The 14,764-nt window shown below is 56.4% G+C and carries 9 protein-coding genes; all 9 read right to left on the bottom strand.

The features are described from left to right. Nucleotides 1-57 precede the first annotated feature (57 nt). A complete protein-coding gene (locus MHI42_RS27560) occupies nucleotides 58-2,166 on the bottom strand; it encodes an alpha-galactosidase (protein WP_342421252.1) in 2,109 nt (702 codons plus the stop codon). 34 nt (nucleotides 2,167-2,200) lie between these two features. Then, nucleotides 2,201-4,057: a sensor histidine kinase gene (locus MHI42_RS27555; RefSeq protein WP_342421251.1), complete on the bottom strand. Its 1,857-nt coding sequence runs from the start codon at nucleotides 4,055-4,057 to the stop codon at nucleotides 2,201-2,203. Beyond that, nucleotides 4,050-5,687 carry a response regulator gene (locus tag MHI42_RS27550; protein WP_342421250.1) on the bottom strand — a complete coding sequence of 546 codons (1,638 nt, stop codon included), beginning with the start codon at nucleotides 5,685-5,687 and terminating at the stop codon, nucleotides 4,050-4,052. The genes MHI42_RS27555 and MHI42_RS27550 overlap by 8 nt, the downstream gene beginning before the upstream one ends. A gap of 716 nt (nucleotides 5,688-6,403) precedes the next feature. Continuing rightward, nucleotides 6,404-7,654: an FAD-dependent oxidoreductase gene (locus MHI42_RS27545; RefSeq protein ID WP_342421249.1), complete on the bottom strand. Its 1,251-nt coding sequence runs from the start codon at nucleotides 7,652-7,654 to the stop codon at nucleotides 6,404-6,406. Nucleotides 7,655-7,721: 67 nt separating this feature from the next. After that, entirely contained in the window at nucleotides 7,722-9,278 is a 1,557-nt protein-coding gene (locus MHI42_RS27540) for an extracellular solute-binding protein (RefSeq protein ID WP_342421248.1), read from the bottom strand. Nucleotides 9,279-9,340: 62 nt separating this feature from the next. After that, nucleotides 9,341-10,213, bottom strand: a complete 873-nt coding sequence (locus tag MHI42_RS27535) for a carbohydrate ABC transporter permease (protein ID WP_052429660.1) — start codon at nucleotides 10,211-10,213, stop codon at nucleotides 9,341-9,343. Between the two features lie 18 nt (nucleotides 10,214-10,231). After that, nucleotides 10,232-11,098: an ABC transporter permease subunit gene (locus tag MHI42_RS27530; protein ID WP_342424815.1), complete on the bottom strand. Its 867-nt coding sequence runs from the start codon at nucleotides 11,096-11,098 to the stop codon at nucleotides 10,232-10,234. A gap of 222 nt (nucleotides 11,099-11,320) precedes the next feature. Further along, nucleotides 11,321-13,627 carry an amylo-alpha-1,6-glucosidase gene (locus tag MHI42_RS27525; RefSeq protein WP_342421247.1) on the bottom strand — a complete coding sequence of 769 codons (2,307 nt, stop codon included), beginning with the start codon at nucleotides 13,625-13,627 and terminating at the stop codon, nucleotides 11,321-11,323. Nucleotides 13,628-13,653: 26 nt separating this feature from the next. Further along, nucleotides 13,654-14,667 (bottom strand): glycoside hydrolase family 130 protein, encoded by a 1,014-nt coding sequence (locus MHI42_RS27520; protein ID WP_342421246.1) that lies wholly within the window; start codon nucleotides 14,665-14,667, stop codon nucleotides 13,654-13,656. Nucleotides 14,668-14,764: the final 97 nt, after the last annotated feature.

Genomic DNA, 14,764 nt, shown 5'->3' with positions numbered 1-14,764 from the left:
AAGAACCTGACTCCTCCTTCATTGGAGGGTCAGGTTCTTTATTGTCGCTATACACTGTCAGCCAATCTCAATGACTCTGGCCGAATAGGTCTGGGGGAGCCGGACACACAGCACCGCCCGCTCGGCATCCCAGGCGGCCACAGCGGATTCCGCCCGGGCTGGATAGAGGCATCGAACATTTCCACTCTGCCCAGCGTTCTTCCCCTGCGCCGCCCCCTTCGCCCACTTGCCCAGCGGAATCTCGATAAGCTCCTCTTCCTGATCCATCCGCCAGACGGCCAGTACGATCCGGCCGCCCAGCTGCAGACCCAGGCAGGCCCGGCTGGAATGCTGCTGCGGAATGCCCAGCGGCCAGAAGGCTGCGGATTCCGCCAGCTCCTGCCGGAGCGATTGGTAGCAGGTAATGCCTTCGCGGACCAGAGCGCTGCCGGCTTCGCCAAGCTCCGCCAGCGGTCCGCCCAGAATGACGCGGGACAGCATCACGTTGACCATGTTGAAGATGACAGCTTCATCATCGGAAGTGGTCAGCGGATAGGACCAGATTCCGGCCTGCTCCGGCGGTATGACCGACGGGCTTGCGGCGGCAATCATGCCCATCAGCCGGTAGTCCATCTGGTCGCTGACACACTGCAGGCTGAAGCGCTCCAGGGTAGCATAATCCATCCGCATGCCTCCGCTGGCACAGCTCTCGACAATAAGCTCCGGGTGACGGAGGAACAGGCGGTCCGCCCAGGCCAGATAAGCCCGGTTATGACCCAGCAGGCCATCACCCAGACTCTCCGCCGCGATATCCGTGCCGGTTCCGGCGTTCTGGTTGTAGTCGAACTTGAAGTAGCCGATGCCCAGCTCCGCAATGAGCCGGTCCACGGTATCATCGGCATGCCGCACAACCTCCGGGTTGCGGAAATCAAGCTGGTACCGCCCGGCATCGACCACTCTGCGGCCGCGCTTGCAGAAGAACCAGTCATCCGGCTTCTTGCTGAGCGGACTGTCCCGGTGCACCGATTCCAGCTCCAGCCACAATCCCGGAATCAGGCCTTTGGAGCGGATATAGCCGGTCATTGCCGCGAGACCGCCTTCGAAGCGGCCCTCCGACGGCAGCCATTCTCCCAGCTCCCCCTCATACCAGCCTGCATCAATGCAGTAAATCTCGCAGCCGGCAGCCGCAGCCGCGTCCACCAGCGGCTGCACTCTGGCCGTAGTCGGATCGCCCCACAAGCTGTGCATGAAATCGTTATAGACTACAGGCAGCGTGCGGTTATCTTCATTCTTCCTCCGCACCTGCCGCAGATAACGGGTCAACTCCCGGGCGGCTTCGGTGAAGCCCCCTTGAACCGCTCCGGCTACCGCAGGAACCGATTCGAAGCTCTCTCCCGGCTGGAGCGTCCGGCTCCAGTGTCCCTCGTCCTCATTCGGCCCGCTCAGCCTGACATACAGCTCATTCACCTCGGCATCGCTGAGTTCCCATTGCCAGGAGCCGTTATGCTCAATCTGCCAGAACAGGCAGGAGCCTGATTCTGTATTCTCAAGGATGGCTACCGGCAGATGTTCATAGGAGGACCAAGTGCCGAGCGAATGCACCGACAGCCGGTTCACCGAATGATCGAATACCCGGCTGAGGCCCCATTCAGGCAGGCTATGCTGCTGCCACTGCACCTCTCCACACCAGGAATTACGCGGCAGGTGCAGCATCATCTTCTGGTCCCACGGGAGGCTGCCTTCCTTGGCCGCGCCGTTATAGGCGAAGGAAGACACGTACTCGACCGGCAGCGGGTGACCGCCTTCATTGCGCAGCTCGGTCCAGGTTCTCGCCAGGGACAGGCCCTTGTAGAACTGGAAATGGCTGATCACAGCCAGCCCTGTGGCGGCATCGGACTGGCGGATCTCCAGCCTGCGGCTGTCTCCGGCTTCACTGAACAGGTGTGACTGATATTTCAGGCGGGTGCCCGGCACCGTTCCGATATGCTTGAGCCCGTGATGGATCACATGATCCTCTCCTGTAATCTGCACATCCACCAGGCGGCGGTTCGCATAGCTTTTATCGTCCAGCGTTTCTTCTTCATACGTCCCGGAGGCAAAATGCAGCAGCTTCACGCTGCCTTCGTCTGTCACTTCAATGAGCACATGCAACATAGCTTCGTGATGCTCAATACGTATCATTGCCATACTTCTCTCCCCTGTTGTGCTGCGTATTATGCCGTTATAGCGGTCTTTTGGCCGGCTCCGCCTTTAGGCGTACTGTAACCGTGGTACCGGCGCCGGGCTTAGACGCGATGCTGATTCCATAATGATTGCCGGCATAGAGCTTGATGCGCTCATTCACGTTGTACAGCCCGTAGGAGCTGCCGGTGGAATCAGGCTTTGCCTCATGCGGCTCCTCCATCAGCAGTTGGCGCGCCTGCTCCTCTTCCATGCCGATTCCGTCGTCGGACACTTTGAAGATCAGATCGCCTTCTTCCTCTCTGACGGAGATGGTAATCGTTCCGCGTTTGTCTTTGGACTTCAGGATTCCATGCAAAAGGGCATTCTCGACAATCGGCTGCAGGATCAGCTTGGGCATCTGGTAGGCACCCAGCCCGGGCTCGGTATCCAGCACGAAGGCGAATGCATCCAGAAACCGGCTCTGCTGGATCTTCAGATAGACTGCGGCCAGACTCAGCTCATCCTCTACGCTGACGATGCTCCGGCCCTTGCTCAGGCTGAGCCTGAAGTATTTAGCCAGGCTATCGATCATCTGGCTGATGTCGGTTGCCCCTTTGCCGATGGCAATCCAATTGATTGTATCCAGCGTATTGTAGAGGAAATGCGGGTTAATCTGGGCCTGTAGCGCCTGCAGCTGGGCCTCGCGTTCATGAATTTCGGCTCTGTACTTCTCCTCCACCAGCGTCCGCACCCGGAGAATCAGATGATCGACACTCCGCTCCAGCATATGAAAATCGCCGTTGACCGGAGGAAGCTCAATCAGCCCTTCACTTCCCTCCTTGCGGATGACGGTAATAACCTGCATGACTCTGCGGTTCATTCCGCGGACAATGATGGCGAGCAGCACAAAGGGCAGGATCAGGAACAGCGCCACATACTCCATCAGCGAGGTCCATTCCGACCGCTGCGTCAGCTCCAGGGCGCGGCGAGACAGCTGGGATTCCGTTCCCTGCGCGACCAGCCTCCAGCCGGTGGGCTGCAGCGTCGTATACATCACATCGTTGACCTCCGTGCCTATCTTCAGCGTGGAGCTGCCCTCACTGCTAAGCTTCATATCCTTCAGAATGGCAGGAGCAATCTTCGTACCGATTATGGCGCGGTCAGGATGATAGACAATCGTTCCGTCCGCGTCCGTCAGATAGACCTGCGTGCCCGGCGCAAATTGCAGCGCGGACAGAATATCCGCCACCATCTTCTCCTGTACATCAATCATCAGCACGCCGGATACCTTATCGTACCGGTCCGGATCACGCAGCATACGGGCGAACGAGAACACGCGGGCCTTCCCGATATCAAGAAAAGATTCCTCGTAAGCCCCAATCGGAACAATGCCTCCGTTGGCCCCAATGACGGGGGAATACCAGGCTTTGTTCTTCAGGCTGTCCAGCGAGAAGAAATTGATTTTCTCACCCGCATACAGCTTCGATTGATCAACATACAGCCGCACATGGAATACATCGGAGTTCGACTGTACCGTATCGACGAGAAATCTCAGGTCCTTAATGACCTGCAGCTGAATCTCCATCGACTGGTCATCGGCGCCGACGGAGAGGTACGAGTGGAGGTTCGGGTTCATAAAAGCCGCATTGCTGATATCGTAGATATGCTCCAGGCGGTAAGACAGGTTGCTTCCCGCCTGCTTCAGCGCCTGCTGCATGGTCCGGATCACTTCACTCTTCAGAATGGAGGCCGAACGCTCGTAATAGCCATACAGGAAGATTCCCGCCGGAACAACAATCAGCAGCAGATAGGCCAGCAGCCACTGCCGGGGAATCCGGATGCGGCGGGCCAGGCTTACGGCCGAGCCGAAGGCTGAGGACAACAGGTGCCAGAGTCTTGCAGCTGCCCTACGCATGGCTGTCCCGGTATGCGCTCGGTGTAACTCCCGTGGCTTTTTTGAACAGCTTGGTGAAGTAGCTCGGGTCCGTATAGCCGATGGCATAACAGATATCATAGAATTTGTACTGCGGATCGCGCAGCAGCTCCTTCGCCTTCTCCACCCGGATCTGCGTCAGGAATTCGTTGATTGTCTGCCCGGTCTCCTGCTTGAACAGCAGACTGACATAGGTTGGCGTCAGATAGACCTCCTTGCCAATGTCCGTTACCGTCAAGGCCCCGTCCGCATATCTTTGCTTGATGATCTCGCGTACCCTTTCAATCAGATTGGCTACCTTGCCGGTCCGCTTCTCGCGGATACGCGCACAGACACTGCTGAGATGAGCTTCAATCAGCTCCCGCATCTCGCCAAGCGTCTCCTGCTCGAACAGTGTCTCCCACAGCCGGGCTTCCGCCGCCTCCAGCTCGGGAGACCCGGCATTCAGCTCCAGCAGCAGCTGCCCGACCGCGAGGACAATCTGCAGGCAGATGTTGCGCCCGTATTTAAGCCCGTCACGGCGGCCCCGGTTCAAATCCGTGAACAGCTGGTCCAGCACCTCGCGCATCCGGTCCGGATCAGCCGCCTTCAGTGCCGACAGCAGCTGCTCGCTATGATCCGGATCGTATCTAGTGAAGCTGGCCGGCTCCGACTCGGGATTCTCCAGGCTGTCCATGGTGATAATCCGGTTTTTGCCCAAATACCATTTATGATCGGCCGCTTCACGCGCCTGCTTATAGGAATGAACCAGCCCGGGAAGGCCGGTCACCCGCTCGCTGATGCCGATGGTGACGCTGATCTTCAGCCATTTCTCCAGATTGCCGAGGATATCCCCCGCCAGCTCCAGCAGTGCTTCGGCATTGTCCGCAGCGCCGCCGTCCTCCGGATTCTCCCGCAGAATGCCGACAAACTCCCCGATCCGGTGCTCAAAGGCATAGCCGGTAAGGTGCTGGCCGATCAGCTCCTGGCAGATGTTCAGCACGGAATACCACAGCAGCTGCTGATCCGTCTCCGAACGGCTCCCTGTGACCTCTGCGAGATCATCGACAGAAATCACGATCACCCAGTACACGGCAGTAAGCGGCAGATTCAGACCGAGGAACTGCAGCCGTTCACCCAGACCCTGGCGGGGGGCGCCGGTGCTGATCAGGGACAGCAGGAACTTCTCCCGCAGCAGCGGCATCCCTTCCTTCAGCTTGCTCTGCATGTCCACCTTGAACCGGTGCTCCGCCCGCTCGGCATCGAGATGGCTGACCACCCGCTGGATCACCGCGCTGAGCTCCTCCAGATTCACCGGCTTGAAGATGTAATCGACCGCGCTTACCTTAAGCGCCGATTTCAGATAATCGGCATCATCATGGCCGCTGACAAAAATAATCTTCGTCCGGGGATACCCGGCATGGATATGCCGGGACAGCGTAATCCCGTCCATCTTGGGCATACGGACATCGGTCAGCACAATATCCGGCTGCTCCTTCCCGATCACCTCAAAGGCCACATCCCCGTCATCCGCCTCACCAATCACTTCAATACCGTACGAGGACCAGTTGAAATAGGAGCGCAAGCCGAAGCGAACCGTTGGCTCATCATCCACAATTAGCAGTTTGTACACAGCCCCGTCCTCCTTTATGTAGATTGAACTAGAGATATAGAATCAAGAATCAGTCGCCACTGCGGTGAATGTTTGGACTTCCGGCCGCTGTTGTCCCCGGATTCTTGAATTTGTAACGCTGGTCGCGGTGGAAATCCGGGTGACTGCTGATGCTTCCGAAGCGGGCTTTCCTGCGGAAGGCTTTCAGGCGTACGCTGTCGCTCCTACAGTTCCAAAATCCCCCTCCGTACCTTTGCTTTCTTGGGGTAGTTTTTAAGTTCATTTTATCTACATTAGCACCTATATAGATTGAACTTCAGAATCTAATTGTGTGGGCCTGGCGGAATACGTCAATACCTTACACTTGATCCGTTACTGGCAGTGTGTTGACTTTTAAATAATCAATGTAGACATAAATGTTGTACGTTTTGCAACTTGAGTTCATAGATAGTCCGATGTTCGGGAGAATTGTTGTATAAAATACAAGAATCCTCCCGCAAATTCGTTTGAAATAGGTGAAATCCTGCAGTTTCTACAACAATTTCGGATTTGGGCTGATTTAATGAAGAAAATGTTGTATTATGTGCAAGATTTTATGAAAATCTACCTGATCACTGCCCGGAAAGCGGATGAATCGAGGATATCCCGCGGCAACAGCAGCCACCATGAAGTCCCATATTCACAGAGTGATGTGAAATCTTGCGTGAAGTTCTTCAGTTCAATCTATATAGTTAATGTTAACTTATAAAACGCACATCCTGGCGCTTCAGCGCCTCATGCAGCTTATCGGCCGGAACATCCCGCAGCGGCACAGACTCATCCAGCGAGATGGCGGCCGCAGCGCCTGCCGCCTGGCCCAGCGCGTAGCAGGTGGCCTGCATGCGCATGGAGGACATGGCCACATGTGTAGCCGATATCGGCCTTCCGGCCACCAGCAGATTCACGACCTGCTCCGGCACCATGCACCGGTAAGGAATATCATACCCGCTGATGGCCCGTTCATCGGTCGTTCCCGCTCCGTCGGGGCTATGAATATCAATCTCGTAGTTGGTCTGTGCGACCACATCCGGGAACCGGGCTCCGCTGACCACATCCTGCTCGGTCAGGGTGTAAATTCCCTCAATCTGGTTGCTCTCCCGGACCCCGGTCTGCGGGGCAACATGCGAGAGTGCATACGTCCCGAAGCCGTTTCTCTGCAAATAATTCACAATCGAGAACACCTGCCGGAGCGCTTCCGTCTCCGCGTAATTCACCTCTTCTATTTTAGCTCCGTTCGCCTTCACGCGCGACATATTTACAAGCAGTGTACCGTCGCCGTTCTGCTCCCAGTAGAGCTCGCGCCCTTGCGGCAGATCCGCCAGCTCCTTGTATTCATAGCAGCCTTCGGGAAGGATCGGGATCACCGGCTTGCCGGTATTCTGCATCATGAACATCAGGGTCATCGGCTGGGTCAGTCCGTCTTCTTCTCTGCCCGAGTGATACGGGACTCCCGCCTCAACCGCTACTCTTGCATCACCCGTGCAGTCAATGAACTGCTCCCCTTCAAAAGCCCTCAGTCCTTCCCGGGTGGAGACAATGACCGCCTTGATCCTGCCGCCCTCCTGCACCGTGCCCACGAACTCGGCATGGTAATATACCTGCACCTGCTCTTTTTTCATTTTCTCATTCATATACTGCCGCATCAGAAAAGGCGAATACTGTGGTGCAATCGACTCGTCATGCCCCTGCGGCAAAGATTCTGCCAGCATCTCCGCAATAATCTCACGGTAGATCCCGGTCACATTCCCGATGGGCATAAATACGCTGACATTCGCCAGGGTTCCCATCCCGCCGAGCTGTGCCGATTTCTCCAGCAGCACCACCTGCTTGCCGCATCTTGCCGCACTGATTGCCGCCGCCGTACCCGCAGGACCGCCGCCTATGACAATAACCTCAGCATGCAGCACCGTCTGAACCTGCCGCTGAAATGAATATTCCAGGTTATTCAAATTTTCCGTCTCCCTTCATGGAAAGGAAGCGGCAAGCTCCTGTAATTCAAGCTGCCGCTCCTATGGTTTATTTGTTTACAGTTGCATACCAGTCATTGATTTCCTTCGCACTCGCTTCTTCTCCCGCGGCCTTATACTTGGCCTGGAAATCTGCCAGTCCGTCCAGCGTATCCGCTCCGGCAATCAGCTTAATCGTGTAATCCCCCGCCATCGATTCCAGCTGCAGATTGTTCTTTGCATATTCCGGCATGTACGGTGCCAGCCCCAGAATATTCTGGATCTTGTATTCATCCGGCAGCTGGTTGTTCAGGCTGTCGAACGCTTCGAACTGCACCGGATTCTTCCGCGCCCGGGCCTGCCAGTACAGCGGATAGTTCTGTTCATCCGTGCCTGACATGTAGTTGTTCGACAGGTTGCGCTCATCGTTGAAGGCCGGCAGAATCGGCAGGTACGCCCCGTTCTCGAACGTGTACGTCTTGCCTTCTTCCCCGATCGCCAGATTCTTGAACGTCTCCGGCTCCAGCGTCGCGTTGATCCATTTCACCGCATCTTCCGGATGCTTCGACGCCTTCGGCACGAAGGTCAGACGGTCGAATCCGGCATTGCCCGAGAAGCCCGCTTCCCCCGACGGTCCCTTCAGCGCGGAGACGAAAGCAAACTTCGCATCCGGGAAGTTCTTCGTCAGCGCATCGGAGATGCCGCCGATATCCGCCCAGTGGACGATGATCGCTCCGGCTTTGCCGCTGGTGAATTTCTCTTTGGCGGTGGCATCCTTGTTCACGACGAATTCCTTGTCCAGCAAGCCCTGCTTGTAGAGATCTGCAGTATAGGTGATGTAGTCCTTATACGCCGGGTCCAGCAGACGCGGCACCAGCTGGCCGTCCACATCATTCCACGTATTCGGCATACCGAACGCGCCGACCAGGTTATCCAGCATCGGCAGGTCGCCGCGGATCGTCAGCGGCACGTTCTGGTCGCCGTTGCCGCCCGGGTCCTTCTCCTGGAATGCTTTCAGTACCGTGGTCAGTTCATCGGTAGTCGTCGGCATCTTCAGCCCCAGCTTCTCCAGCCAGTCCGTGCGGATCAGGATGCTGCTGTTCACTTTGTAGGTAACGACCACCGGAATGGCATACAGCTTGCCGTCAATCTTCAGCGCGTCCATCGACTCCTGGGAGATCGCCTTTTTGATATTGGGACCGTATTCATCAATGAGCGGCGTCAGATCGACCAGTGCGCCTTTTTGCGCATAATCGGAATAGAGCGCCATGTCATTGTAGGTGGTGATCACATCGTACGGCTCCCCGGAGGACATAATCAGGTTGAGCTTCTCGCCCCATTTGTCCTGCGGCAGCATGTCGTACGACACTTTGTAGCCGGTCTTCTCCTGCAGCATCGACGCTACCGGATAGGTATTGTAGTCCTCGCTTTGCCAGATGCTCAGCCGTTTAAGGTCCGGCTTGGACTCGGCGGCTGCCGTCGCCGGACTGCCGGAATTGCCCGGCGCATCCGCACCTCCTGCTGCTGTGGCATTATTGCTGCTGTTGTTCGACGAGCAGGCTGCCAGGGATGATGCAAGAAGCATGGTCGCTGCGGCCAGTGCGGCTGTTTTACTGATTTTTCTCATGTGAGACCCTCCTGAAAGATATATCTATAATTTACAGTTGAAGCCGAATTCCAGAATTCTGATCAGCCCTTGACGGAACCGATCAGCACACCCTTGATGAAGTACTTCTGCAGGAACGGATACACCAGCAGAATCGGCACGGTCGAGGCGATGACAGTCGCTGCCCGGACGCCTTCCGCCGGAACGTTCATCAGATCATCGGCGCTCCGGTTGAGGGAGGAGCTGTCCGCATTCATGACGATATCCTGCAGATAGAGCTGAAGCGGTTTCAAGTTAGAGCTGTTAATATACAGCATCGGATTGAAATAGTCATTCCAGAACGATACGGCGTAGAACAAACCGATCGTAGCCAGCACCGGAGCGCTGAGCGGCAGAATAATCCGGAATAGGATCGTATAATTCCTCGCCCCTTCGAGCTTGGCTGATTCCTCCAGGCTTTCCGGGAGGCTCTCGAAGTAGCTTTTGATCACCAGCATGTTGAATACATTGATCAGTGCCGGCAGAATCAGCGAGCCCAGATGATTGATCAGGCCGAGCTGGCGGATCAACAGGTAATTCGGAATAATGCCGCCGCTGAACATCATCGTGAAGATAAACATGACGATCAGAATGCCGGAGCCTGGAAGCTCCCGCTTGGACAGCGGGTAGGCCGTCATGGCGGTGATAAGCAGCGACAATAGCGTTCCCACAAGCGTGACAATAACCGAGATAAGCAGGGAATGCAGAAACTGGCTGGAGGTGACGACGAATTTCATCGTATCCAGCTGGAACCCTACCGGGAAAATACCGACCTTACCCGAGGTGATCGCCCACTCCTCACTTACCGACTTCGACAGTACATTGGCGAACGGGAGCAGAGTGATCAGTCCCATCGCGGTCAAAAAGAGATAGATTCCGGCATCAAAGCACAGACTGCCGATTGTTTTGCTGCGCATGTTCACACTTCCCCTCCCTTACCAGATGCTGCGGTTCAAAAATTTGCGGCTGAGCATGTTGCCGGACAACACCAGCACAAAGCCGACGACGGAATTGAATAATCCGACCGCTGTACTGAAGCTGTAATCCTGCTGCCCCAGTCCGAGGCGGTACACATAGGTTCCAATTACATCGCCCGTCTGGTAGACCAGCGGATTATACATGGTGAGAATCTGTTCCGTCCCCGCCTCCAGCAGGCTGCCGATCCGCAGGATGAACATCAGCACAACGGTGGGCAGAATGCCGGGCAGGGTGATCGAGATCATCTGTCTGATCCGTCCCGCACCGTCGATGGCTGCCGCTTCGTACTGCTCCTGCTCGATGCCCGCAATGGCAGCGATGAAGACGATGGCATTCCAGCCAGTTTCCTTCCAGCCTGCCGTGAAGACAATGACGCTGCGGAAGAACTGGTTGTCGGTCAGGAACGAGACCGGATGCCCGCCGAAGCTGCTGATGATCACATTGACCAGCCCGCCCGCCGGGGAGAGAATGGTAATGAACAATCCGGAGATGATGACCCACGAGAGAAAATGGGGCAGATAAATAACCGTCTGGATCGTACGCTTGAAGAACATCCGCTTCACTTCATTCAGCAGCAAAGCGATCAATACCGGAATCGGAAATAATATGACGATCTTGTACAGGCTGATGACCAGCGTGTTGATCAGCACATTCATGAAATCGCTGGAATGAATCAGCTTCTCGAACTGCGCCAGCCCGACCCATTCGCTTCCCCCGATACCGCCGAAAATGTTGAAATCCTGAAAGGCAATCAGGATGCCGTACATCGGCGTGTATTTGAACAATAATAAAAAGACAAGCCCCGGAAGCAGCAGCGCGTACATATCGAGATTGCTGCGGATCAGCCGCCAGCGCCGTCCGCCGGCCCCTGTCTTGACCGCCTGCTGATGGCCCAGCGAGATTTCGCTTTTGCTCAAATCTATCACCTTCTTCTGTCTGTTGTATCTTTATTGTAAAGAAACGATACCGTTATCAGTAGAAGGCAATCCTTCAATTTCTGGTGCTATTCTATAAAGTTGCGGCACTATGGAGCTGCGGCGCTGTCTCTACATGTCCACCTCAATAGTATGCGTCAGACCGTCTCCAAAAATAGGAAAGACGTCCCCGGCAATCTCCTTGCCGTCAACGGTGAGCCGCTCCAGCCCGCACTGCTTCCGGTTCTTGTTGCGTATGGTCAGCAGATAGGTATCGCCCCTATAGACCCGCTTCATAGAGCATTCTTCCCAGTCCTCAGGAATGCAGGGACGAATCTTAATATCGTCATAGCCCGGATAGAAGCCGAGCATATACTGGGTCACCGCACGGAACATCCAGCCTGCCGTACCGGTTACCCAGGCAAATGCCGTCTCTCCGGCCCGCGGATTCGCCGGACCGAAGTACATATTCGTGAACGCATAAGGCTCGCAGCCGGAATAATCCGAAGGGTTGGCGGCGCTGTCGGGCAGTATTTTGCTGTAGGTGTCAAAGGCTTCATTGCCTCTTCCCGCCACGCAATCGGCAACAATCTTGAACGTTCCCCCATGGCAGTAAGGCGTTCCGTTCTCCCAGATGCCGGGAACAAAGCCGGTTAAGCGGCCGATGGAGGCATTGTATTCCGTATAAGGAGGCGAAAGGGTAAGCGGTCCATACGGGGAGTCCAGCTTGCTGTCCACCGCCAGCAGACACTGCCCGGCACGTTCACCCTCAGCCAGTCCCGACATGACCGCCCAGGTCTGGCTGTTCAGGTATATGCTGCCCTCCTGTTCCGTATGGGAACCGACCTTGTCCCCAAGGTCATTGTAAGCCGCAAGGTACCAGTCCCCGTCCCAGCCGTTAGCATTCACCGCGTCCTTGATCCGTGCCGCAAGCTCCAGCAGCTCCCGGGCAAGCCCCTCATCCCGGACCACTTCCCGGGCCAATTCCGCAGTTTCGTTCAGGGCATGATACAGGGCAATCGAGGTCCAGACGCTTTCGCCCTTGCCGCCCGTACCGATTCCGTTCAGCGAATCGTTCCAGTCCCCGTCATGTGCAAGCACCAGCGAGTGCTCCCCGAGGTCCCCGGAAGAATAACGGACCGCTGTCAGCATATGCTCCCAGACCGTGCCCGCTCCTTCATCCAGATAAGGCACCTGCTCCTGCAGGAAGGCATAATCACCGGTTTCCTTGAGATAGGCATTCACCGTCGGCGCAATCCATACGGGACCGTCAGAATAAATATGCGGGTCCAGCGGAAGCCAGCCCCGGACACATTTCCCGTCCTTGTATTGATACTTCAGGGTTTCCTTGATCTTCTCCTTAGCCAATCCCGGGAGAAAAGCGGACACCGCCCAGGCATCCTGCAGCTGGTCACGGAAGCCCTTGCCTGTGGCTCTGCCGGCCTCGGCACAGAGCAGCACCTGCTGCTTGACCCACATATTGGTGATGTGATTCACCTTATCCAGCGGCGTCTGCACGGCAATATCCTCCGTCATCGCTGTCTTCTCCGCCAGCAGCCGCGCGAAATCAGCTTCGATCCTGCCGGGTGCCAGCAGCTTGCGGGTCAGCTCCCGCGCCGTCTCATTGCCATCGGCTGCTCCCCAGAGGGTATGATAGGTAACCTCCTCCCCCGGCTTCAGGGTGAAGGTGTGCTCCAGCACGCCGACCATATCCTCACAGGCGGCCAGTGAATTCGAGCAGGCTCCGCGGACTACGCTCTGGGGACTGCCGGTATCGCCATAGTTCCCCAAAAATGCCCGTTTTCCCGTCTCATAGCCTGTCGGCTTCACGCTCGCCGCCGCGAAGCCGTCGAACCATTCATGCGGCCGCTCCTGGGCATGGTTGTGCGCGACGATAATACCGTCTTCCGCCAGATAATCGCAGTAGACATAGGAGTTATATTCACTGTACCTTGCATAGCCTTCCAGTGAGAATTCTACGAAGGAATAGACCTTAATCTCCCGTTCACGCGGGCTTTCGTTCGTGAGGGTGACCGTCCAGATTTCCACCGGGTCCTCCGCATTGACGAATACTCTGGCACCCGCGGCAATTCCGCCGTAAGCCCCCTCCAGCCGGGTATACCCCAGCCCGTGGGTGCAGGAGTAGCGGTCCAGCGTCCGCTTGACCGGGTACCAGCCCGGATTCCAGAATTCACCCGTTTCCCCGTCACGGATATAGAAATAGCGGTTGCCGCCGCGGAACAGGCTTGAGCGCCCTCTTCCCTCCGGGTCGATATAGGCGGCACTCCGCGAGCCATAAGCCCCGTCGCCCCCGCCGAAATGGTTAATGCCCGACAGTATCCGCGGGTTCCAAATATAATTCAGCATAGGCCGCGGGGTCTGCGTGCCGGTAAATACAAACTCTGAGCCGTTCTCTGTGAAATTGCCGAAGCCAGCCATGGTGCTCCAGCCCCTTTCCTTATAATTTATCTGAAGTCGATGCCGTCACCCGGAGCAAGCGCGGAATTCGCCTTGATATAGGGAATCAGCTCTTGAATGGTGGTGTAGGCCACGGCCACATAGGTGTCCGCCGCCCCGTAGTAGATGGCAATCCGCCCGGTTGCCGCATCCTGCAGCGTTGCACAGGGGAAGACCACGTTCGGGACGAACCCGACCGCTTCGTAATTTTTCTCCGGGGTCAGCAGATAATCCCTTGTCCGGTACAGCACCTTGGAAGGGGTATCCAGATCGAGAATCGCCGCACCCATGCTGTAGACCAGCCCGTTGCAGGTGCCGACGACGCCATGGTAAAAGATCAGCCAGCCCTCCGACGTTTCAATCGGCGCAGGTCCGCCTCCGATCTTCACATCCTGCCACCAGCCGGCGGCAGCCTTGGACATGACCTTCCGGTGGTGTCCCCAATGGACCATATCCGGGCTCTCGCTCAGATAAATGTCGCCGAACGGGGTATGCCCGCTGTCGCTGGGACGGCTGAGCAGCACGTACTTTCCATTGATTGTCCGGGGAAACAGTACGCCGTTGCGGTTAAAAGGAATGAACGGATTCTCCAGCCGGACAAACTCCCGGAAATCCCGGGTCATGCCAAGCCCCAGAGCCGCACCGCCGAAATCCGTACACCAGATGATGTAGTACATATCTTCAATCTGCACCACCCGGGGATCGTAGGCATAATTCGGCTGGTAAGGCTCTCCCGCTTCGTCTTTCCAGACAATGATATCATTATCGATCTCCCACTTCAGTCCATCCGCCGACCGTCCCAGATGCAGATTGGGCATGCCATGCTTATGCTCGGCGCGGAAGACTCCGACGAATCCGCCTTCGTATGGAATGACCGCACTGTTAAAGATCCGCGAAGCGGCCGGAATCGGATTCCAGTCCACAATCGGATTGGCGTTATGTCTCCAGACTACATCCTGAATTCCGTCCGGCTTGTCCTGCCACGGAATGTTAGGTAACGCGCTGCCAATAATTTCTGCCATGTTCTTAAACCCCCTAATGATATGGAAGACCCGGCCAGCAGCTCTGGCCGGGTCCCTGTTACTCCCCCACATTCTATCAATTTGCGCTTCATTTCCC

The sequence above is a fragment of the Paenibacillus sp. FSL E2-0178 genome (assembly GCF_038593005.1).
GTDB lineage: Bacteria > Bacillota > Bacilli > Paenibacillales > Paenibacillaceae > Paenibacillus_AQ > Paenibacillus_AQ phytohabitans.
Note: the sequence above shows the minus strand (reverse complement) of the source record. Positions and strands in the feature narration are given on the sequence as shown.

Bases quoted from the DNA above. Each gene is read 5' to 3' on its own strand.
- MHI42_RS27525 (WP_342421247.1), bottom strand. From the start codon at position 13,627: ATGGCTGGCTTCGGCAATTTCACAGAGAACGGCTCAGAGTTTGTATTT.
- MHI42_RS27560 (WP_342421252.1), bottom strand. From the start codon at position 2,166: ATGGCAATGATACGTATTGAGCATCACGAAGCTATGTTGCATGTGCTC.
- MHI42_RS27520 (WP_342421246.1), bottom strand. From the start codon at position 14,667: ATGGCAGAAATTATTGGCAGCGCGTTACCTAACATTCCGTGGCAGGAC.
- MHI42_RS27530 (WP_342424815.1), bottom strand. From the start codon at position 11,098: ATGTACGCGCTGCTGCTTCCGGGGCTTGTCTTTTTATTATTGTTCAAA.
- MHI42_RS27535 (WP_052429660.1), bottom strand. From the start codon at position 10,213: ATGCGCAGCAAAACAATCGGCAGTCTGTGCTTTGATGCCGGAATCTAT.
- MHI42_RS27540 (WP_342421248.1), bottom strand. From the start codon at position 9,278: ATGAGAAAAATCAGTAAAACAGCCGCACTGGCCGCAGCGACCATGCTT.
- MHI42_RS27555 (WP_342421251.1), bottom strand. From the start codon at position 4,057: ATGCGTAGGGCAGCTGCAAGACTCTGGCACCTGTTGTCCTCAGCCTTC.